A 20,204-nucleotide genomic window follows, 5' to 3' on the forward strand; every position below is an offset into this window, starting at 1 on the left:
CCGGGGGTCCGTGAGCAGGCGGACGCCGAGGCGCGCTCGCCGAGGGAAGCTCGCCGAGGCGCGCTACTTCCCGTCGTCCAGGATGGACAGGTCTTCCTTGGCCTTCGGTACGGACACGGTCCCCCGGTCGTCCGGCAGGGTCTGCACCGTGAACATCGGAACGCCGTCCTCCGGCACCTCCAGCGTGCGGGCCGCATGGACCGGACCGCCCGACTCCGGCTCGACCGTCAACGCGTACGCACCCTTCAGCCCGGCGGGTGCCTTCGGGGTGACGGCCAGGGTCGAGCGGGCCTTGACCGTGTACGTCTCCACCGTGGCCTCGCCGCCCCCGGTGCCCGGCGAGGACGTGACCTTGACCTTCGCGGAGGCGCCGGGCGCGGTCAGCGAGAGCGTCGAGCCCTTGGCGCGGTTGTCGGCCACCGTCGCGCGCGAGGCGATGGGGGCGGTCGCCGGGATGAACGCGATCTCCCGCTTCTCGCCCTTGCCCCGCACCACGCGCAGCGCCGCGACCACCGGGGCCCCGCGCCCCGACGACGGGGTGAGGACCAGCGAACCCGCCTCGCCCTTGGTGATGTCCCCCAGTTCAAGCGCGGCCGTCATCTGCGACTTGACGTGCAGGCTCTCGTGTCCCGCCGGGGTGATCGTGCCCTCGGGGGTGGCGAGCTGCACCTTCAGGTCGGCGTCGGCGGACCCGGTCGCGAGCGCCACCAGCCGTACGTCCGTCGCGTCCGCCGGGATGCCCGGCAGCACCACGCTGCCCGCCGGGGCGCCGGAGGAGGTCAGCCAGTCGCTGCCGCCCGCGTCGTCGGCGGCCCGCACCGCCGCGCCGACCCGGCCCGCGCGGGTGGAGACATGGACGGTCACATTGGGCGCGACCTCGCTGGTCAGGGTGGAGAGCAGCACCGGGACGCTGGACCGGGCGGGCACCGGAATGCCCTCCCCCGTCTCGGCCTTGACGGCGCCGTCCGCCCCGTACAGCTCGATGTCCACGATGGCGACGGTGTCGTCGGGGTTGGTGAGGTGGACGTAGTCCTGGCGGGAGCGCTCGGTGCTGGCGCCGGGGAACCAGAAGTCGGTGTCGGGCGCGGTGCAGGTCATCCCGAGCAGGCCGCGCGCGCCGCCCACGCTCACCGTGGTGGTCTGCTGCGTGGTCCAGCCGGGGGCGAAGCGGCCCGTGGCCGTGCCGACGAGCGCGGGCGAGCTGGCGCCGCTCGACTCGGCGGAGACCGGGGTGCCGGGCTCCTTGAGGGTGACGAAGGACTTCCCGGCCGCGGCTGAGCCCTTCGCCGCGTCGTCCTGCTTCTTCTCGTCCTCCTTCTCGTCCTTCTTGTCGTCGTCCGCGCCGCCCGGTTCGGCGAGCGTGACGGTGGACTCCCTGAGTTCGGCGGAGCCGCCCGCGTCGGCGGCGGGCCCGCTGTCCGCGCCGCCCTTCCCGGTGGGCGTGATGGAGGTGTACGTGGTCTCCGCGACGTCCGAGACGCTGGGCGCAGGGCAGAGCCGGCTGGTGCGCTCCACGGGGAGCCGGGCGGCGGCGCCTGCGGTCGTCGTCTCCGCGTCGGCCGGGGCGGACATCGAGGCGAAACCGGTGACGGCGGCGAGGGCGGTGGCGGCCGCGATGAGGGAGAGGGTCGTACGGTTCACTGGTTGCTGCTCCCGTCGGGGCGCTGGCGCGGGTCGTTCTGGTCGCCGTCGGCGTAGGGCTGCTGTGTGCCGTACCCGTACGGGTCGTAGGGCTGCCCGCCGTACTGCTGCGGGTCGTACGCCCCGGGCTCCGTGTACGGGGCGCCCTGCTGCTGGTAGGGGTCGCCCTGATAGGGCTGCTGCGGCTGCTGGTACTGCTGCTGGTACGGGTCCTCGGCGTAGTGCGGCGCCTGGTAGGGGTCCGTGCCCGCGTTCGGGTCCGTACCCGCACCCGCGTTCAGGTCCGGGTTCACGGTCGGGCCGGCGTTGGCGTTGGCGTACGTGGAGCTGTCCCACTCGTCGTACGCCGGCTGCGCGGGCACGGCCCCGTATGCCTGCCGCTGTCCCTCGTCCGCCACCGCCGTGGCCGTCGCCGCCCCGGGGGCCGCGCCGTCCTCGGGGGCCGTGGCGGCCTCCTCGGCCTCGGCAGCCGCCCGGAGCCGGCGCGCCCTGCGGCCCTCGCCCTCCACGGGCTGCGCCGGGATCTCCACGTCCTCGTCGGGCAGGTCGTCGTCGATCTCGCGGCGCCGCCCCGGCAGGGCGAGCACCAGCAGGACGACGGCGAGCGCGCCCTGGGTCCAGACCCACGCGGTGTGGGTGATCGGGTCCTCGTAGGTGAGGTCGAGACGGCCGCCCTCGGCGGGGAGTTCGAAGCCCTGGGCCCAGCCGTCGACGGTCCTCCTGGTCAGCTCCTCGCCGTCGAGGGTGGCCTGCCATCCCTCGGCGGCCCGGTCCGCGATCCGCAGCACGCGCCCGGCGGCGCCCGCCGGGATCTCCGCGTGCGCCTCGACGGGCCCGGAGGCGACCGCGAGCGACTCGCCGTCGCCCTTGCCGTCGACGATCGTGGCGCGCGAGATCTGCCGGTCCACGCGCCACAGCGCGCTGCCGTCGAGCTGGCTCAGCCGGGTCAGCCCCGGGGTGGCGTCGAGGGTGCGGCCGGTCTCGGCGGGGGCGCCGTCCCGTACCAGGACGTAACGGATCGCGAAGCCGCTGAGCGTGTCGGTCTGGTCGGCGCCGGAGCCGGCGACGAGGTTCGCGACGACCTTGTCGAGCCGCGGGTCGCCGCCGCCCGCCACGGTCAGCTCGGCGTCACCGAGCCGCCCGCCCGATCCGCGGACCAGGGAGTACGAGACCTCGGCGGGCGAGGTGCCGCCGAGGACCAGGGTGCGCGGCTGGTCGCGGGTGACGCTCTCCTCCGCGACGAACGCGGGCACCTGGACCGGGTCGCGGCGCTCCAGCGGGCCCGCGGCGCCGCTGAACATCCAGCCGACGGAGGCGATCAGCGGGGCGAGTCCGGCGGCGGCGGCGATGAGTACGGCGACGGGCTGGCGCCAGCCGAAGCTCTCGGCGGCGACCCTGATCCGCGCGCCGTCCGCGCCGAGGATGGCCGCCGCGATCATCGCGAGGCCGTACACGAGGGTGGCGGGCCCGGCCCAGCCGGAGTTGTTGGACAGCACGGCGAAGACCAGCGCGACCAGCGCGACCAGCCATGCCGAGCCGATCGCGAACTGCCGCTCGGCGCGGAGCAGCGCCGCCAGCGCGGCCAGCACGATCCCGGCCATCAGGACACCGCCGACTGCCTTGGGGCCGCCGGGGCTCATCCCGAGCAGGTCGAGCGCGGAGGCCGACCCCGTCCCGAACTCCAGACCCGCCTCGCGGAAGAGCGCGGACGGATCGGTGAGCAGCGAGAACGACCAGGGGGCGAGAAGCAGCACCGGGGTGCCGAGCGCGGCGAGGACGCGCGGTCCGTACGCGGCGATCTCGGCGCGGCGGAGCGCCAGCACGCCGAGGCCCAGCACCAGCGCCAGCGGCCAGACGACGGGCGTGAAGGCCATCGTGAAGGTGAGCAGAAAGGCGTACGCCCAGGTGGCGCGCCAGCTGCCGCGCGTCTGCGGGTCGGCGCCCCCCCGCATCGCGTACGCGGAGACGGCGGCGCGGGCGAGCAGCGGCAGCAGCACGGCGAGGACGGCCGTGCCGAGCCTGCCGGTGGCGAGCGCGCCGGTCGCGGCGGGCAGGAAGGCGTACGCGACGCTCGCCCAGGCGCGCAGCAGCCGGGAGGGGACGAGCGAGCGGGAGGCGAAGTACGCGGTGACCCCGGCGAGCGGGACCGAGCAGACGAGGAGCACCGTCAGCGCGAGGCCGGTGGAGCCGAGGAAGAGGACCGACAGGGCGGCCAGTACGGCGAGGTAGGGCGGCGCGGCGGCGGTGACGCCCGTTCCCACGGGGTGCCAGCCGTCCGCGTACCGGGACCAGAGGTCGGAGATGTCGGCGGGGGCGGGCAGCAGGGCGCCGCCCGCGAGCGCGCCGCCGCCGAGCAGGCCGCGGCAGGCGACGAGCGAGACGAGGAGGAGGATCGCGAAGAGGACGGGCCCCGGCTTGTGCGCGAGCTTCTTCAGCCGCGCGAACTGTTCGATCTCCATGTAGTCGGCGTCGTCACCGCCCGGGCCCGACTCGACGGCGCCGTGGCGTGAGCCGCCGGTGTCGGCGTCGGAGTCGCCGCCGAGGCTCGCGGCGATCTGTTCGACGGTGGCGCGGACGGTCGCGCCGGCGGGCGGGAAAAGGGGGCGCAGTTCGGCCGCCTCGACGACGCCCTTGCCGCGTTCCTTGCGGGCGCTGATGATCCGTCCGGGCCGCAACAGGGTGCCGAGAAGCCCGGTGACCTCGTCGACGGCCTGGCCCGGCGCCTTGCCCACCAGATAGGCGAGGGTGCGCAGGAGCGTGCCGAGGACGAGCCGGAAGAGTACGTACGGGAGGACGGCGGACCGCGCGTTGACGAGCATGGTGTAGACGGCGCCGGCCTTGTCGACGCGGTGCGGGTTGACGACGGAGCGGCCCGCGCAGTCGACGGTACGGCGCTCGCGCGCGGACGCCTCCGCGTGCCGCAGGACGGCGTCGGGGGCGACGAGGACCCGGTGTCCCGCGGCGTGCGCGCGCCAGCACAGGTCGACGTCGTCGCGCATGAGCGGAAGTCTGCGGTCGAAGCCGCCGAGTTCGTCCCAGACGTCGCGGCGGATGAGCATGCCGGCGGAGGAGACGGACAGGACGGTACGGACCTGGTCGTGCTGGCCCTGGTCCTGTTCGCGGCGGTCGAGCCCGGTCCAGCGGCGCCCGCTGTTGGCGATGGTGACGCCGACTTCGAGGAGTTGCTTGCGGTCGTACCAGCCGCGGAGTTTGGGGCCGACGACGGCGGCGTACTCGTCGGAGTCCGCGACGCGCAGGAGTTCGGCGAGCGCGTCGGGCGCGGGCGCGCAGTCGTCGTGGAGGAGCCAGAGCCACTGCACCGGTTCGCCGTGGGGCAGTTCGGGCAGGTCGTAGTTCTCGTCGCGCCAGGTCCTGGTGACGGGGTCCCAGCCGCCGGGCCGCTTCAGATAGGGCAGATCGTCGGGGGTCATCACCCCGGCGGTCGTGACGGCCTCCTCCACGGCCGTGCCGAAGCCGGATCGGCGCGCGAGGTGCAGCACGCGCTCGTCGCCGAGCGCCTCGGTGAGCAGCCGGGCCGAGTCGTCGGCGCTGCCGGTGTCGGCTGCCATGACGTTCTGAACGGGGCGTTCCTGGCCGAGCAGGCCCGCGAGGGCGTCGGGCAGCCAGCGCGCGCCGTCGTGGGCGACGAGCACGGCGGTGACGACGTGCCGCGGGAACTCGGGGGCGCTGGTGGTGGCGGGAACGAACGCGGCGGTGGTGGGGGACATTGAGGTGGCGGGCCCTCCGGCCGGGGGGTCGCCCCGAAGGGGCGTGGGAGCGTCTCGGACGGGGCCCCACACTAACGGTAGGAACACGCGCGGGGCGCCCGGCGCTCGATGTGCCCGGTACGGCGACGGGCGCGCCGCCGGGTCCCGGGGCGGGGCGCGCGGGGGTACGGAAGGGCGCGGGGCGAGGGCCGGGGACGGGCGGAACGGGGACGGGGACGGGGACGGGCGGGCCGGGAAACACAACGGTCCGCCGTCTGCGGGGAGGTGCAGACTGCGGACCGTGCCTTATACGTATACGTAAGGGGCCGTGCGGTGGTATTCCCCTGCCGCGGTCGGTTCCCGGCCGGACGGCGTTCAGATGGCGGCCTTCTTCAGACGGCGCCGCTCGCGCTCGGACAACCCGCCCCAGATACCGAATCTCTCGTCGTTGGCGAGGGCGTACTCAAGGCATTCCGAACGGACTTCACAGGCGAGGCAGACCTTCTTCGCCTCGCGGGTGGAACCGCCCTTCTCGGGGAAGAAGGATTCGGGGTCGGTCTGGGCGCACAAGGCGCGCTCCTGCCAGCCGAGTTCCTCTTCCGCGTCCTCGACCAGCAGTTGTTGGAACAGCTCGGTCATGTGCGCCCCTCGTCTGTCTTGTGCGTCCCCGTGGGTATGGCCGCTGTCGAGTTCGGCCGAACGACACGAGTGAAATTACAAGTGTGTGCTCCGGTCCGGTCAAGCCGAGATCTGCTATCGGGCCCGGTATTCACTCTGCGGAACCAAGGCTATGCGGAAAGTGTTCAAATCACCAAAAATCTGACACATGCCACTGGCCTGCCCGCATCACCGCATCCACCCCCTCCTGCCCCTCTCCTGACAGAAGAGACGTCACGCACCCCGATCTTGTTGCGGATCCGGCCGCAGAAGCGATCCGGATCACAGTCTGGTCACGAGGGCGCCGAGGTGTTTACGAGCACGGTCGCTGCCCCATGTGTCCGCACCTCTTCACGCACAAACCTTTCTCCGGACGGAGTAACCGGATGAGGTGAAACATTGCGGCCAAATCGGTCATTGGGTTGACATCCGGAACGGGATTCGCGACCTTAGGTTTCATGTCAGCGCACCGCACGCACCCCGCGACCCACCTCCGTGGATTCCGCAGTGCTGTCCAGACGCGCTGTCGCTGTTCGAGCTGTTCCGGCTGTTGAAGCCCCCAGGGCTCCGGTCGCACCTCTCTCACCTCCCCCTTTTCGGGCACCTCCCCTTTTTCCGGTAGTGCACGTCCTTTCTCTGCCGAGGAACCACAGCACCCCATGAACAGCGACAGCGACATCCAGATCGCCGGTGACCTCCTTGAGGTCCAGCACCTCCTGCGCCCCGCCCGGGAGCACCCGGTCACCGTGGCCGAATTCGCCGGCCTCGCCCGTACCCTCGCGGCCGACCGTGCCCAGTGGGCCCCGCACGTCCGGTACGACGCGACCACCCGCTGGTACCGCCGGCTGCGCACCGGCCCCGGCTACGAGGTGTGGCTGCTCTCCTGGGTGCCGGGTCAGGGCAGCGGATCACACGACCACGGCCGCTCCTCCGGCGTACTGACCGTGCTCGACGGGGAACTGACGGAGGGTTCGCCGAGCGGAAGCCGGACGCTCGCGCCGGGCGCGCAGCGGGTCTTCGCCCCCGGTTACGTCCACGAAGTGGTCAACGCCGCGCTCGAACCGGCCGTGAGCCTGCACATCTACTACCCGGGTCTGACCGAGATGCCGATGCACTCGGCCCGCTGCGCCCCGGAATCCACGGATGTCGTACCCGCCTGACATGCCCACCCGTCACCCGGCCACCACCCCTCAACGATCAGCCTGCGGCTGACAGACTGTCTCCCATGCGCATCGTAGTTCTGGCCGGCGGCATCGGCGGCGCCCGTTTCCTGCGCGGCCTCAAGCGGGCCGCGCCCGACGCGGACGTCACGGTGATCGGCAACACCGGCGACGACATCCATCTGTTCGGGCTGAAGGTCTGCCCGGACCTCGACACCGTGATGTACACCCTCGGCGGTGGCATCAATGAGGAACAGGGCTGGGGAAGGACCGACGAGACGTTCCTGATCAAGGAGGAGCTGGCGGCGTACGGCGTGGGGCCCGGCTGGTTCGGCCTCGGCGACCGTGACTTCGCCACCCATATCGTCCGTACGCAGATGATCAGCGCGGGCTATCCGCTCAGCGCCGTCACGGAAGCGCTCTGCGCCCGCTGGAAGCCGGGTGTACGGCTGCTGCCGATGACCGACGACCGCGTCGAGACCCATGTCGCGGTCGATGTGGACGGCGAACGCAAGGCCGTGCACTTCCAGGAGTACTGGGTGCGGCTGCGGGCGTCCGTGGACGCGCGGGCGATCGTCCCCGTCGGCGCCGACCAGGCCAAGCCGGCGCCGGGAGTGCTGGAGGCGATCGCCGCCGCCGACGTCATCCTCTTCCCGCCGTCGAACCCGGTGGTCAGCATCGGCACGATCCTCGCCGTGCCCGGCATACGGGAGGCGATCGCCGAGGCGGGCGTGCCGGTCGTCGGCCTCTCCCCCATCGTCGGGGACGCCCCGGTGCGCGGCATGGCCGACAAGGTGCTCGCCGCGATCGGCGTCGAGTCGACGGCGACCGCCGTCGCCCTGCACTACGGCTCCGGGCTGCTCGACGGCTGGCTGGTCGACACGGTGGACGCCGGGGCGGTGGAGGCGATCGAGGGCGCGGGCATCCGCAGCCGGGCGGTCCCGCTGATGATGACGGACGTGGACACCACCGCCGCCATGGCGCGCGAGGCGCTGGCGCTGGCCGAGGAGGTGCGCGCATGACTCCCTCGTACGGCGTCCGAGCGCTGCCGGGACTGCCCGAGGTGCGCCCCGGCGACGACCTGGCGAAGCTGATCGCGGCGGCCGGTGCCGGGCTGGCGGACGGCGATGTCCTGCTGGTCACCTCGAAGATCGTCTCCAAGGCCGAGGGCCGGATCCTGGAGGCGGCGGACCGCGAGGCGGCGATCGACGCGGAGACGGTGCGGGTCGTCGCGCGGCGCGGACCGCTCCGTATCGTCGAGAACCGGCAGGGGCTGGTCATGGCCGCGGCCGGGGTCGACGCCTCCAACACCGCGCCCGGGACGGTCCTGCTGCTGCCCGAGGACCCCGACGCCTCGGCGCGGGCGATACGGGACGGACTGCGGGACGCGCTCGGGCTCGACCTCGGCGTGATCGTCACGGACACCTTCGGACGGCCCTGGCGCAACGGGCTGACGGATGTGGCGATCGGGGCGGCGGGCGTACGGGTCCTGGAGGACCTGCGGGGCGGCACGGACGCGCACGGCAATCCGCTGTCCGCGACCGTCGTGGCCCTCGCGGACGAGCTGGCCGCCGCCGGTGACCTGGTGAAGGGCAAGGCGGAGCACCTGCCGGTGGCGGTGGTGAGCGGACTGGGGCACCTGGTGACCCCGGCCGGAGCCGACGACGCGGAAGACCCGGAGAACCCCGACACCGGCGCCCGCGCGCTGGTTCGGGTCGCCGCCGACGACATGTTCCGGCTCGGCACCTCCGAGGCGGTACGGGAAGCGGTCACCCAGCGCCGTACGGTCCGCGAGTTCACCGACGAGCCGGTCGACCCGGGCGCGGTCCGCCGCGCGGTCGCCGCGGCGATCACCGCCCCGGCGCCGCACCACACGACACCGTGGCGCTTCGTCCTCCTGGAGACCCCGGCCGCCCGGCTGCGGCTCCTCGACGCGATGCGCGACGCGTGGATCGCGGACCTGCGCCGCGACGGCAAGTCCGAGGAGTCGATCGCCCGCCGCGTCCGGCGCGGGGACGTGCTGCGCAAGGCGCCGTATCTGGTGGTGCCGTGCCTGGTGGCGGACGGCTCGCACACGTACGGCGACGAGCGGCGGGACGGCGCCGAGCGCGAGATGTTCGTGGTGGCGATGGGCGCGGGCGTCCAGAATCTGCTGGTCGCGCTGGCCGGCGAGCGGCTGGGCTCCGCGTGGGTCTCGTCCACGATGTTCTGCCGCGAGGCGGTTCGGGAGGTGCTGGACCTGCCCGAGGAGTGGGACCCGATGGGCGCGGTCGCGGTGGGCCACGCGGCGGCCCCGCCGAAGGAGCGTCCGGGGCGGCCGGCGGAGGCGTTCATCGAGGTGCGGTAGACATGCGCCGGACGCGGGCCCCGGCCGGGCCCTCCCCTACGGACAGAGAGCCGATCGCGGAACGTGGACCTCGCCGACGGCCTGATCAACGCGGTGGTCATCGCCATGCCGTTCGGCGTCGGGCTGCTCCTGGTCAAGGCCGCCCATCTGCTCGTCAGCAGGCGCTGGTTCTTCTCCCGTACCGCCGGCGGTCCCTGGCGCGGGGTGGAGCTGGTCGCGCTGAGTCTCGGTGCGGGGCTCCCGGCCTACGTGGCCGGGCTGTCCGTCGGCTGGGACAGCGGAGGAACGGGCACCGCCTGCTACCGGGCGGTGGGCGCCTCCCTGGGCGACAAGGGCCCTCGGGGCGAACTCACCGTCGTCGAGGGGTTCCTTCCGCTGTCCACCCGCTGCCACTGGGGCGACGGCACACAGGCCGAACTCGTCGCGGGCTGGGTGAACGTCGTGCTCTTCGCCGCTCTCGTGGGGATCGCCATCGGCGTCGCCGTGGCCGCCCGGTCAGCGGTCACCCGACAGGCTCCTAGAGACGGGCGATGTTCCGGATCGGCATACGGGGCGCACGGCGGGCCGGGGTGCGGCCGCTGAGGAGGATCAGGCGGGTCGCCCGGTGACGCTGGCCCGCGTACGGGGTCAGCAGTTCCAGCATCGCCGTGTCGTCCGCGTCCCGGTCGTCCGCCAAGGCGTGGCCGACGATGCCGGGCAGATGGAGGTCGCCCACGGTGACGGCGTCGGGGGCGCCGTTGGACCGCTGGATCACCTCCGCCGAGGTCCAGGGGCCGATGCCGGGGATCAGCTCCAGACGGGCCGTGGCCTCCTCGGGCGCCAATTCCGCGGCCTCCTCCAGCCGGCGGGCGACCCGTACGGCGCGCAGGACGGTCGCGGAGCGCTTGGCGTCGACCCCCGCCTTGTGCCACTCCCAGGACGGGATGAGCGCCCATGTCCTGGCGTCCGGCATGACGTACAGCGGCTCACCGGATGCGAGGGGCGGTCCGGGCGCGGGCTCGCCGTACGCGCGGACCAGCAGGCGCCAGGCGCGGTACGCCTCGACGGTGGTGACCTTCTGCTCCAGGACGGACGGGATCAGCGACTCCAGTACGAGCCCGGTCCGGCAGAGCCGCAGCCCCGGGCGGCGCCGCAGCGCGTCGACGAGGAGCCGATGACGCGGTACGAAGGCGTCCGGTTCGTCGGATCCGCCGAGCAGGCCGGGGAGGTGGTCCAGCAGCCAGTCCGCGCCGGGCCCCCACGCCTCGGCGTCCACACCGCCGCCCCGCGCGACCAGCCGCAGCGCGCCCGGCCCGGCGGGCGTCCGGCTGGCACGGCGCACCGCGCCGCCCGGCTCGGCCCGGAAGGTCGGGTCGCCGGGGCCGCGCCGGAGCGGTCCCAGGGTGAGCCCGAGGTCGTACGCACCCTCCGGAGGCGTCCAGCGGCGGCGCAGCCCCTCCGGGGAGCGGGCGGGGGCGGGCACGACGGCGCCCGGCGGGCGCGCCGGGATCGCGGCGCGCGCGGGGCGGGGGGCGAAGCGTCCTGCCACGGGCGGGGTCCTCGGGGTCGGGTCCTCGGGGTCGAGTCCTCGGGTGTCGGGGTCCCCACGAGGGTAGTCCCTGGCCGGACGGCCCCTACGCGTCGGACGAGAAGCGCACCGCCCCCGCCGGGAGCACCGCGTCGCACCACACCCGTACGCCCTCGCGCAGTTCGTTGTCGGCGCCCACCACCGCGCCGTCCCCGATCACCACCCCCGACAGGACCGTACGGGCCCCCACCCGCGCGCCCGCGCCGATCAGCGAGTCCGTGACGACCGCGCCCGGTTCCACCACCGCGCCGGCCAGTACCGCGCTCCCCGTGACGCGCGCGCCCGCGCCGATTCTGGCGCCCTCGGCGACCACCGTGCCGGCCGTGACCTTCGCGTCGGCGGCCACCGAGGCAGTCGGCAGGACCAGCCGGTCGCCGCAGCGGCCCGGTATCGCCGGGGAGGGCGCGCGGCCCAGGACAAGATCGGCGGAGCCGCGTACGAACGCCCGGGGCGTGCCCAGGTCCAGCCAGTACGTGGAGTCGACCATGCCCTGGAGATGGGCCCCGGCGGCCAGCAGACCGGGGAAGGTCTCCCGCTCCACCGAGACCGGCCGGCCCGCCGGGATGGCGTCGATCACCGAGCGCCGGAAGACATACGCACCCGCGTTGATCTGATCGGTGACGATCTCCTCCGGCGTCTGCGGCTTCTCCAGGAACGCCGTCACCCGCCCGTCCGGGTCCGTCGGCACCAGGCCGAAGGCGCGCGGGTCCTCGACCCGGGTGAGGTGCAGCGAGACATCCGCCCCCGACGCGGTGTGCGTCGCGACGAGGGCCCGGATGTCGAGGCCGGTCAGGATGTCGCCGTTGAAGATCAGCACCGGCTCGTCGGGGCCCGAGCGCAGCCGCGACGCCACATTGCGCAGGGCGCCGCCCGTACCGAGCGGATCGCGCTCGGTCACGTACTCCAGGCTCAGCCCGAGGGACGAGCCGTCCCCGAAGTACGGTTCGAAGACCTCCGCGAGATACGACGTGGCGAGGACGACATGCTCGACGCCGGCCGCCTTCGCCCGCGCCAGTTGGTGCGTGAGGAACGGGACTCCGGCCGCCGGGACCATGGGCTTCGGGGTGCGCGCCGTCAGGGGCCTGAGCCGGGTGCCCTTGCCGCCGACCAGAAGGATCGCTTCAGTCACCGTGTCGTCTCCGCTTCCTGCTGGGGCCGGTTCCTCGTGCATACGTACATACGCACATACATACAGGCGTACACGCAAAGAACTGACCAGTGGTGGCGGCCTGTTCGACGTCAGCGGCCCTGATACCTGGCCGCCGACGTGCGGATGCCGCCGAGCTTCCCGTAGAGACGAGTCCCCGGGCAGTCGGTGCTGAACCCGTCCCGGTGACCGGAGATGGTGTTCAGGCTGACGCGCGCGCCCTTGCCGTACTTCCCGCTCCCCCCGGAGGTCAGCGTGACCTTCGCCCGCGGGTTCCTGCCGTGCAGACCGAGCTTCCACGCGGTGAGCTTGGCGACGGCGGTGGTGGCCGCCGACGGCGGATTCGTGCCGCTGTACGACCCGAGGACGGCGATGCCCGTGGTGTTCGTGTTGAAGCCGAGCGTGTGCGCCCCCAGCACCGGCTTGGCCACGCCCCCGGCGCGCCCCTCGTAGATGTTTCCGCACTTGTCGACGGCGAAGTTGTAGCCGATGTCGCGCCAGCCGCTGCTCTTGACGTGGTAGCGGTAGATACCGCGCAGGACGGAGGGCGACTGCTTGCAGGTGTAGTTGTTGCCGGTCGCGCTGTGGTGCACGAACGCCGCCTTCACCGTGCTGGTGTAGCCGAACCGCTTCTCGCGCAGCGACTCGTTCGCGCCCCACCCCTTGCGCGTGATGATGCGCGGGCGCGGCGCCGCGTACGGCTTCGCGGCGGCGTCGGCCTGTGCCGCGACCGCCGCCTTGGTGAGGGCGGGGATCTCGGCGGCGCCCAGCTCCGTCAGCCCCTCGTTGACGGCCGAACTCGCCATGTCCTCGGCGGACATGGCGGCGACGCCCGCCAACTCGCCGGTCATGGTGCCGCTCGCGGGGGACGTTCCCGTCACCAGGCTCGCCGGGGTGCCGGTCGCCGTACCGGAATCCGCGCCCGGCCGGGTGTCCGTACGGTCGTCCGGGCGACCCTCCGGGCGGTCCTCCCCCGGCGTGTACGGCAGCGTCTCGGGCTCCTCCCCCGGATCGACCAGCTCCAGGCGCAGCCCCCGCGGCAGCAGCGACCGTACCGGCCCGGTCTCGCCCTCCTCCTCGGTGGCCCGCACCCGCAGCTCCACCCCGTCCGAGTCGCCGACCCACAGGGGGGCGGTCGAACCGCGTACGGTCCCGGAGTCGCGCTCCTGGGTCCCGAGGTCGGCCCCGTGCTCCTGGTTGTGCGTCTCCACCTCCAGCCAGCCGGACCAGACGTGGGTGCCGACCGCGCGCGTACGGACCTGGACCGTGCCGCGGAGTTCGTCGTCGGCGTCGTCCCAGACGACACCGACCAGCGAGAAGGGCCGTACGTCCCGCGCGGCCACCCCCTGTTCCACGGCGGCGCCCCGCGCCCGGTTCGAGCCGAGGGCTCGCAGCGGTACGGACTCGGTGGAGCCCGGCACGGCCGCCGCGTCGGGGTGGGCCCGCGGGCCGGTCCAGGGGCCGGCGTTCCGGCCGGACGGTGGGGCTGCTGGGGACGCGGCGAGCGCGCCCGTGGGCAGCGACAGCGGGAGAACGAGTACGGCGGTGCACGCCACGCCGATCGAGGTTGCAAGGTAGGCACGCATGGGCCGATCCTCGGCGCGGCCCGTCCGCCACGCGCGCCGGGGAAACTGACGGGCCGTCGGTCCAACCGGTGTACCCCGTCACCGGTACGGCGGTAGCCGCGCCGGCGGCCCGCGTACCCTTTCCCGGATGAACCCCAGCGACCGTACCCCCGCCGACCTGCTGCGATCCGCCCTCGCCGCGGACCCGGCCCGCCCCTTGATCACGTTCTACGACGATGCCACCGGTGAGCGCGTCGAATTGTCCGTGGCCACCTTCGCCAATTGGGTGTCCAAGACCGCCAACCTGCTCCAGGGCGACCTGTCCGCGGAGCCCGGCGACCGGCTGGCGCTGCTGCTCCCCGCGCACTGGCAGAGCGCCGTCTGGCTGCTCGCCTGCTCCTCGGTCGGTGTGACCGTCGAGATCGGCGGCGACCCGGCCGCGGCCGACCTCGTGGTCAGCGGCCCCGGCCCCGAGGCGCTGGCGGCGGCGCGCGCGTGCACCGGCGAGCGGGTGGCGCTCGCACTGCGCCCGCTCGGCGGCCGGTTCCCGCAGGCCCCCGAGGGTTTCGCCGACTACGCCGTGGAGGTGCCCGGCCAGGGCGACCGCTTCGCGCCGTACGCGCCGGTGGACCCGGACGCGCCCGCGCTCCGGATCGGCGGTACGGAGCTGACCTCGGCCGCGCTGGTCACACGGGCGCGCGCGGACGCGACGGAGCGCGGGCTCGGGCCCGGCTCGCGACTGCTGTCGGGGCTCGGATACGAGAGCTGGGAAGGGCTTTCCGCGGGGCTGTTCGCCCCGCTCGCGGCAGGCGGGTCGGTCGTCCTCTGCCGGCATGTCGACGCGCTGTCGGCACCGGCGCTCGCGGAACGGGTGGCCAGTGAGCGGGTGACCGACAGCCTCGTGTGACGGGCCCCGCCCCCTCCTTTCCCGTCCTCATCCCGTCCTTCTCCCCTCCCCCTCCCGTCCTTCTCCCGTCCGCGACTTCGCGGTTACGGCGCCGTGACCAAACCGCAGCACATGATCGTCGAAACGTGCAACGCACAGCACAACCAAGCGTGGTGCTCGCCCGTCTACGACAGCGACCGGTGGCCCGTGTGTGCCGCCGACGCCTTGAAGGATGGACGAAGACGTGACCGAAAGTGCTGGCACGCCGCCCGAACCGGAGAAGAAGTTCACGGATTCCACGGATTCCACCACTCCGGAGGACCCCGAAGAAACCGAGGCGGGCACCGCACTCCGTACCGGCAGCACGGACCACAGCGCGAACGACGGCGCGACGAACGCGGCGGACGACAGCTCGGCCGGCGGCGCGCAGGACCACGACGCCGGCGGCGCCGAGGACAACGTTGCCGAGCCAGCCGCCGCCGTACCGCCCCGCCGCAAGCACCGCTGGCTGCGCTGGGTCGCGGTCGGCACCTCCGTGGTCGTGCTCGGGGCCGCCGGCGCCGGATGGTGGGCCTACCGGAAGCTCGACCGGAACATCACCACCGACACCTCCGCCGCCGCCGAACTCCGTACGTACGAGAAGGACCGCCCCACCCCGGTCGCCATGGACGCGCAGAACATCCTGCTCATCGGCTCGGACAGCCGGGCGGGCAAGGGCAACAGCAAGTACGGGCGGGACGACGGCGGTTCACAACGCTCCGACACCGCGATCCTGCTCCATCTCGCCGCCGACCGGGAGAGCGCGACGGCGATGTCGATACCGCGCGACCTGATGGTCGACATACCGGGCTGCCGCGCCTCGGACGGCAGCCGTACGGAGGCGCAGTTCGCGCAGTTCAACTGGGCTTTCCAGTTCGGTGGCGCCGCGTGCACCATCCGTACGGTCGAGAAGCTCACCGGAATCCGCGTCGACCACCACATCGTGATCGACTTCAGCGGCTTCGAGGACACCGTGGACGCGGTCGACGGTGTCGAGGTCTGTCTGAAGGAGCCGGTCGACGACCAGCAGGCGCATCTCAAGCTCCCCGAGGGCCGGCAGAACCTCACCGGCGAGCAGGCCCTCGGTTACGTACGGGCGCGGCACGGCATCGGCGACGGCAGCGACACGCAGCGCATGGACCGGCAGCAGCGTTTCCTCGGCGCCCTGTTCAAAAAGGTGCAGAGCAACGGGGTGCTGCTCAACCCGACGCGGCTCTATCCGGTGCTGGACGCGGTGACGAAGTCCATCACCACCGACGCGGGGCTGAACAGCCTCAGCGACCTGTACGACCTGGCGGGCTCGATGCGGGGCGTACCGACGGAGAAGGTCCAGTTCCTGACCGTGCCCCGGCAGCCGTACACCCTGGACCCCAATCGCGACGAACTCGTCGAGTCCAGTGCGAGGAAGCTCTTCGAGCGGCTGCGTGACGACGAGCCCGTCGCGATAGCCACGACGGCCTCGCCGCCGGAAACGGGCTCCCCGTCCGCGGACCCTTCCGGCAGCCCCTCTCCGAGCACGAGTCCGGAACCCACTTTCACGGGTTCCAATGCCGAGGCGGGCATGTGCGGGTAAAGCAATGGGCAAGGAGAAGCGCACACTCCATGGAGATTGGGCAGATTGCCCGCTTGTAAGGAGTGAGGAATTTGTCACGGGCGTCGCTTGACGTTGAACTTGGCGGATAGTGTGACGCGATCCGGTGCATCCGGCCGTTTGGTCGCGCACTGCTGGATCGAAAACCGAGCGTCTTCGGGGGAAGGCGACTCGCGTGGCACCGACGGAGGATTCAAGCAACCGTGGATGCGCAAAGCCGTGGGCAGTCGGACGGAATCGACCCCGCCGACCAGTGGGTCCTCAACCCGCAGACCGGTAACTACGAGCTGCGACTGGACCACTCCGAAGGGCAGTCACCGGCCGCCCCGTCAGGCTCCGCCCCGACCGGCGGCAGAAGAAGGACAGCGGCCCCCGAGGCCGGTTCGGCCACTCCTCCCGGCCCCCGGTCGGGCGGGCGGAGCCGGGGCGGCGGGAGCGGGGCGCCGCGCGCCGAGGTTCCCGGGCAGCGCAGCCGCCGCGCCGGCAAGGGAGCGGCGGCGGCCGACGCCGCCACCGCGCCTGGCCGGCGCAAGCGCAAGCCCAAGAAGTCGGGCGGGAAGAAGGCGCTGGTCTGGACCGGCGGGGTGATGGGTCTCGTCCTCGTCGGCGGCTCCATCGCGGGGTACATCGCGTACGAGCACTTCAACGCCAACATCGCCACGATCGACGTCGAGGGCGCGGGCAGCGGCGGCTTCAAGAAGGACCAGCCCGTCAACATACTGGTCATCGGCACGGACAAGCGGACCGGCGCGGGCAACGAGGGGTACGGGGACAAGGGCAGTGTCGGCCACGCCGACACCACACTGCTCTTCCATGTCGCCAAGGACCGTTCGAACGCGACGGTGCTCTCCATCCCGCGCGATCTGATCACCGACGTCCCTGACTGCGAGACCAAGACGGAGTCCGGGACCACGGTGATCCCCGGGACCCAGCAGGTACGTTTCAACACGAGCCTGGGCCAGGACGACCGGGACCCCGGCTGCACGATGCGTACGGTCAAGGAGCTGACCGGTATCACCGTCGACCATTTCATGATGGCCGACTTCAACGCGGTCAAGACGCTGTCCACCGCGGTCGGCGGCGTCGAGGTCTGTGTCGAGAAGGACATCGACGACCCGAAGTCCCATCTCAAGCTGAAGAAGGGCAAGACGGTCATCGACGGGGAGCAGGCGCTCGCCTTCGTCCGTACGCGCCACGCCTTCGGTGACGAGAGCGACCTGACCCGGATCCAGACACAGCAGCAGTTCCTCAGCTCGATGATCCGGACGATGAAGTCCGGCGACACGCTGACCAGCCCCAGCAAGCTGTTCAAGCTGGCGGAGGCGGCCACGAACGCGCTGACGGTCGACACCGGCATCGGCAGTATCAACAAGCTGAGCGACCTCGCCCAGGAGCTCGCCAAGGTCCCGGCCAAGAACATCACCTTCACCACACTGCCGGTCCTCGACAACCCGGCGGAGGTCGTCAAGGCCACCGTCGTCGTCAACGAGGCCAAGGCGCAGCCGCTGTTCTCGATGATGCAGAACGATGTCTCGCTGACCGAGGTGGAGGCGAAGGAGAAGGCGGACAAGAAGGCCGCCGCGAGCAAGCAGGAAGAGCTGCTGAAGGGCGACAAGGCCGATCCGGCGGACGTACGGGTCGATGTCTTCAACGGCGGCGGTCCGCAGGGCTCGGCGCAGGAGACGCTCAACTGGCTCCAGAACAGCGAGGGCGTGCTGAAGTCCTCCAACAAGGGCAACGCCCCGGCGAACGTCTCGAAGACGACGCTGGAGTACGCGCCGAACCAGGCGGACCAGGCGCGCGCCCTCGCGGCGATGATGGGGCTGCCCGCCTCCGCTCTGAAGCCGGGCACGGAGGACGCGGTGGGTCTTGAGGCGATGACGCTGACCCTCGGGGCCGACTTCAAGGGCGCGGGTGTGCCCATCACCGGACCGGCGAAGGCGCCGGAGGGTGTGCAGAAGGTGGAAGCGGACAAGCAGGTCTGCTCCAAGTGACATGTGGGCACCGGCTCGTACGGCCGGCCTGAGGGGGATCCGGTGGGTACGAGCGGGGTACGGGGGGACGGGGCGCGCGAACGCGGCCCGCACGCCGGTGAACTGGGCTGGGACGACAGCCTGTACGAAGGCGGCGAGGGCCGCGAGGGCGGTGTTCCCGGTGGCGGGGCCGCCGGGAAGGCGACGCCCCCGGGGCCGGGGAAGGCCGCGGTGGGGCCCGGGACACCCGGAAGGAACACACCGGACGCGCCGGACGGGAAGGGCCCGAAGGACAGGAAGGGCGCCGGGGGCGCCGAGCGTACGAAGAGCGCGGTGGGCTCGGTGGGCGCGGTGGGTTCGAAGGGCGCCACGTCCCGCAGACCGCTGGGCCGCCGGATACTGCGCTGGGCCACCGCCGTTCTCTCGCTCCTGATACTCGGGACGGCCGGCGCCGGTTATCTGTACTACCGCCACCTCAACGGCAACATCCGCAGCGGCGAGCGCAGCAACGGCTCCGGCGGCCTGGACAAGCCCGTGGCCAACTCGGCGGGCCAGCGGCCCCTGAACATCCTGCTGATCGGCTCCGACAGCCGTAACAAGCCGGAGAACGTCAAGCTCGGCGGGAGCAAGGGCTCCGTGGGCAGCCCGCCCCTCGCGGACGTCCAGATGCTCGTCCATGTCTCCGCCGACCGGAAGAACGCCTCGGTCGTGAGCATCCCCCGGGACACCCGGGTCGACATCCCCGAGTGCGAGGACGCGAAGACCGGCACGGTCCACCCCGCGACGAACACGATCATCAACGAGACGCTGGCGCGCGGCGGCCCCGGCTGCACCCTCGCCACCTGGGAGAAGCTGACCGGCGTCTACATCGACCACTGGATGACGATCGACTTCTCCGGTGTGGTGAAGATGGCCGACGCGATCGGCGGTGTCGGGGTCTGCGTCAAGAACAACGTCTGGGACCGGCCCCTGCCCGGTGTGCCCGGCGGTTCCGGACTCAAGCTCACGGCGGGCACGCACCGGATCCAGGGACAGCAGGCCCTCCAGTGGCTGCGTACCCGGCACGCGTTCGAGAGCGACCTCGGCCGGGCCAAGGCCCAGCACATGTACATGAACGCGATGATCCGCGAGCTGAAGTCGCAGAACGTCTTCACGGACACGCCCCGGCTGACCGGTCTGGCCGAGGCGGCCACGAAGTCGCTGGAGGTGTCCGAGGAGATCGGTACGGTCAAGAAGCTCTTCGATCTCGCCATGCAGCTCAAGAGCGTGCCGACGAACCGGCTCACCATGACGACGATGCCGACCGCGGTGGACCCGCAGGACCCGAACCATCTGGTCGCCGACGGTGACGCGGCCGATCTGTGGACGATGGTCCGCGACGACGTGGCCTTCGACAGCAACGGCGACACGGCCGAGGAGAAGGCGGCGGCCGCCGCGGCGGCCAAGCGGCGGAAGGCCGAGGAGAGCACCGTCAAGGGTCCGACCACACCGCCCGCCGAGACCGGTGTGATCGTCCGCAACGGCACCGGCGGCACCCGGACCCCCGTGAAGGGCCGCGCCGCCGAGGTCGCCCAGGCTCTCGTGGCCAAGGGCTACACCCTGGCCAGGGCGGACGCGCAGCCCACACCGGAGGAGAAGACCACCGTCAGCTACCCGAGCGCGGATCTGGAGGGGAACGCGCAGGCGGTCGCCAAGGCCCTCGGCGTCCCGACGGGTTCGGTGAAGCGGTCGACGGACGTCTCGGGTGTCACGGTGGTCGTGGGCGCCGACTGGCGCGACGGCTCGTCGTTCCCGAAGGAGAGCGAGCCGGCGGCGGGCGGGGTCCCGGACACGGCGGACGCCCTCAACGGCTCGGAGAAGGAGGCGTGCATGGACGTGTACGCCCCGTACCGCTTCTGATCCACGCGCGGACCCCGCCCCTCCG

General features: G+C 72.5%; 14 protein-coding genes. 8 read left to right on the top strand and 6 right to left on the bottom strand.

Annotation, left to right across the window (positions count from 1 at the left end; genetic code table 11):
* Nucleotides 1–63 precede the first annotated feature (63 nt).
* The 3 genes from ACIQ7D_RS23050 to ACIQ7D_RS23060 all read right to left on the bottom strand — a co-directional run bounded on the left by ACIQ7D_RS23050 (nt 64) and on the right by ACIQ7D_RS23060 (nt 5,987).
* Nucleotides 64–1,641 (bottom strand): DUF5719 family protein, encoded by a 1,578-nt coding sequence (locus ACIQ7D_RS23050; RefSeq protein WP_403940367.1) that lies wholly within the window; start codon nt 1,639–1,641, stop codon nt 64–66.
* Nucleotides 1,638–5,369, bottom strand: a complete 3,732-nt coding sequence (locus ACIQ7D_RS23055; RefSeq protein ID WP_403940369.1) for a glycosyltransferase family 2 protein — start codon at nt 5,367–5,369, stop codon at nt 1,638–1,640. The genes ACIQ7D_RS23050 and ACIQ7D_RS23055 overlap by 4 nt, the downstream gene beginning before the upstream one ends.
* A 354-nt stretch (nt 5,370–5,723) precedes the next feature.
* The gene (locus ACIQ7D_RS23060) at nt 5,724–5,987 is read right to left on the bottom strand and encodes a WhiB family transcriptional regulator (protein WP_030742398.1); all 264 of its coding nucleotides are present in this window, start codon (nt 5,985–5,987) and stop codon (nt 5,724–5,726) included.
* 677 nt (nt 5,988–6,664) lie between these two features.
* Here ACIQ7D_RS23060 and ACIQ7D_RS23065 point away from each other — a divergent pair.
* From ACIQ7D_RS23065 to ACIQ7D_RS23080, 4 genes are all read left to right on the top strand, one after another.
* A complete protein-coding gene (locus tag ACIQ7D_RS23065) occupies nt 6,665–7,165 on the top strand; it encodes a cysteine dioxygenase (RefSeq protein ID WP_403940371.1) in 501 nt (166 codons plus the stop codon).
* Nucleotides 7,166–7,230: 65 nt separating this feature from the next.
* On the top strand, nt 7,231–8,187 hold the full coding sequence (cofD, locus tag ACIQ7D_RS23070) for a 2-phospho-L-lactate transferase (protein WP_403940374.1): 957 nt from the start codon (nt 7,231–7,233) through the stop codon (nt 8,185–8,187).
* Complete coding sequence (locus ACIQ7D_RS23075) at nt 8,184–9,512, top strand: coenzyme F420-0:L-glutamate ligase (protein ID WP_403940376.1); 1,329 nt, start codon at nt 8,184–8,186, stop codon at nt 9,510–9,512. Before cofD ends, ACIQ7D_RS23075 begins: the two co-directional genes overlap by 4 nt.
* 63 nt (nt 9,513–9,575) lie before the next feature.
* Nucleotides 9,576–10,094 (top strand): hypothetical protein, encoded by a 519-nt coding sequence (locus tag ACIQ7D_RS23080; protein WP_403940378.1) that lies wholly within the window; start codon nt 9,576–9,578, stop codon nt 10,092–10,094.
* Here ACIQ7D_RS23080 and ACIQ7D_RS23085 read toward each other — a convergent pair.
* From ACIQ7D_RS23085 to ACIQ7D_RS23095, 3 genes are all read right to left on the bottom strand, one after another.
* Nucleotides 10,030–11,040, bottom strand: coding sequence for a DNA-3-methyladenine glycosylase family protein (locus ACIQ7D_RS23085; protein ID WP_403940380.1), 1,011 nt, complete (start codon nt 11,038–11,040; stop codon nt 10,030–10,032). The genes ACIQ7D_RS23080 and ACIQ7D_RS23085 overlap by 65 nt on opposite strands.
* 85 nt (nt 11,041–11,125) lie before the next feature.
* The gene (locus ACIQ7D_RS23090) at nt 11,126–12,208 is read right to left on the bottom strand and encodes a sugar phosphate nucleotidyltransferase (RefSeq protein WP_403940382.1); all 1,083 of its coding nucleotides are present in this window, start codon (nt 12,206–12,208) and stop codon (nt 11,126–11,128) included.
* Nucleotides 12,209–12,318: 110 nt separating this feature from the next.
* Complete coding sequence (locus ACIQ7D_RS23095) at nt 12,319–13,812, bottom strand: peptidoglycan recognition protein (RefSeq protein WP_403940384.1); 1,494 nt, start codon at nt 13,810–13,812, stop codon at nt 12,319–12,321.
* Between the two features lie 127 nt (nt 13,813–13,939).
* Between ACIQ7D_RS23095 and ACIQ7D_RS23100 the strand changes: the two genes are divergently transcribed.
* From ACIQ7D_RS23100 to ACIQ7D_RS23115, 4 genes are all read left to right on the top strand, one after another.
* Nucleotides 13,940–14,698 carry a TIGR03089 family protein gene (locus ACIQ7D_RS23100; RefSeq protein WP_403940386.1) on the top strand — a complete coding sequence of 253 codons (759 nt, stop codon included), beginning with the start codon at nt 13,940–13,942 and terminating at the stop codon, nt 14,696–14,698.
* A gap of 223 nt (nt 14,699–14,921) precedes the next feature.
* A complete protein-coding gene (locus ACIQ7D_RS23105; protein ID WP_403940388.1) occupies nt 14,922–16,289 on the top strand; it encodes an LCP family protein in 1,368 nt (455 codons plus the stop codon).
* Between the two features lie 221 nt (nt 16,290–16,510).
* Entirely contained in the window at nt 16,511–18,301 is a 1,791-nt protein-coding gene (locus ACIQ7D_RS23110; RefSeq protein ID WP_403940390.1) for an LCP family protein, read from the top strand.
* 42 nt (nt 18,302–18,343) lie between these two features.
* Nucleotides 18,344–20,179, top strand: a complete 1,836-nt coding sequence (locus ACIQ7D_RS23115; RefSeq protein ID WP_403940392.1) for an LCP family protein — start codon at nt 18,344–18,346, stop codon at nt 20,177–20,179.
* Nucleotides 20,180–20,204 lie beyond the last annotated feature (25 nt).

Origin of the sequence: Streptomyces sp. NPDC096310 (assembly GCF_044763125.1) — a bacterium.
In the GTDB taxonomy this organism is placed as follows: Bacteria; Actinomycetota; Actinomycetes; order Streptomycetales; family Streptomycetaceae; genus Streptomyces.

What these genes read in the sequence shown, in the direction of transcription:
- ACIQ7D_RS23055 (WP_403940369.1), bottom strand. Translation starts at nt 5,369, where the DNA reads ATGTCCCCCACCACCGCCGCGTTCGTTCCCGCCACCACCAGCGCCCCC.
- ACIQ7D_RS23060 (WP_030742398.1), bottom strand. Translation starts at nt 5,987, where the DNA reads ATGACCGAGCTGTTCCAACAACTGCTGGTCGAGGACGCGGAAGAGGAA.
- ACIQ7D_RS23065 (WP_403940371.1), top strand. Translation starts at nt 6,665, where the DNA reads ATGAACAGCGACAGCGACATCCAGATCGCCGGTGACCTCCTTGAGGTC.
- cofD (WP_403940374.1), top strand. Translation starts at nt 7,231, where the DNA reads ATGCGCATCGTAGTTCTGGCCGGCGGCATCGGCGGCGCCCGTTTCCTG.
- ACIQ7D_RS23075 (WP_403940376.1), top strand. Translation starts at nt 8,184, where the DNA reads ATGACTCCCTCGTACGGCGTCCGAGCGCTGCCGGGACTGCCCGAGGTG.
- ACIQ7D_RS23095 (WP_403940384.1), bottom strand. Translation starts at nt 13,812, where the DNA reads ATGCGTGCCTACCTTGCAACCTCGATCGGCGTGGCGTGCACCGCCGTA.
- ACIQ7D_RS23100 (WP_403940386.1), top strand. Translation starts at nt 13,940, where the DNA reads ATGAACCCCAGCGACCGTACCCCCGCCGACCTGCTGCGATCCGCCCTC.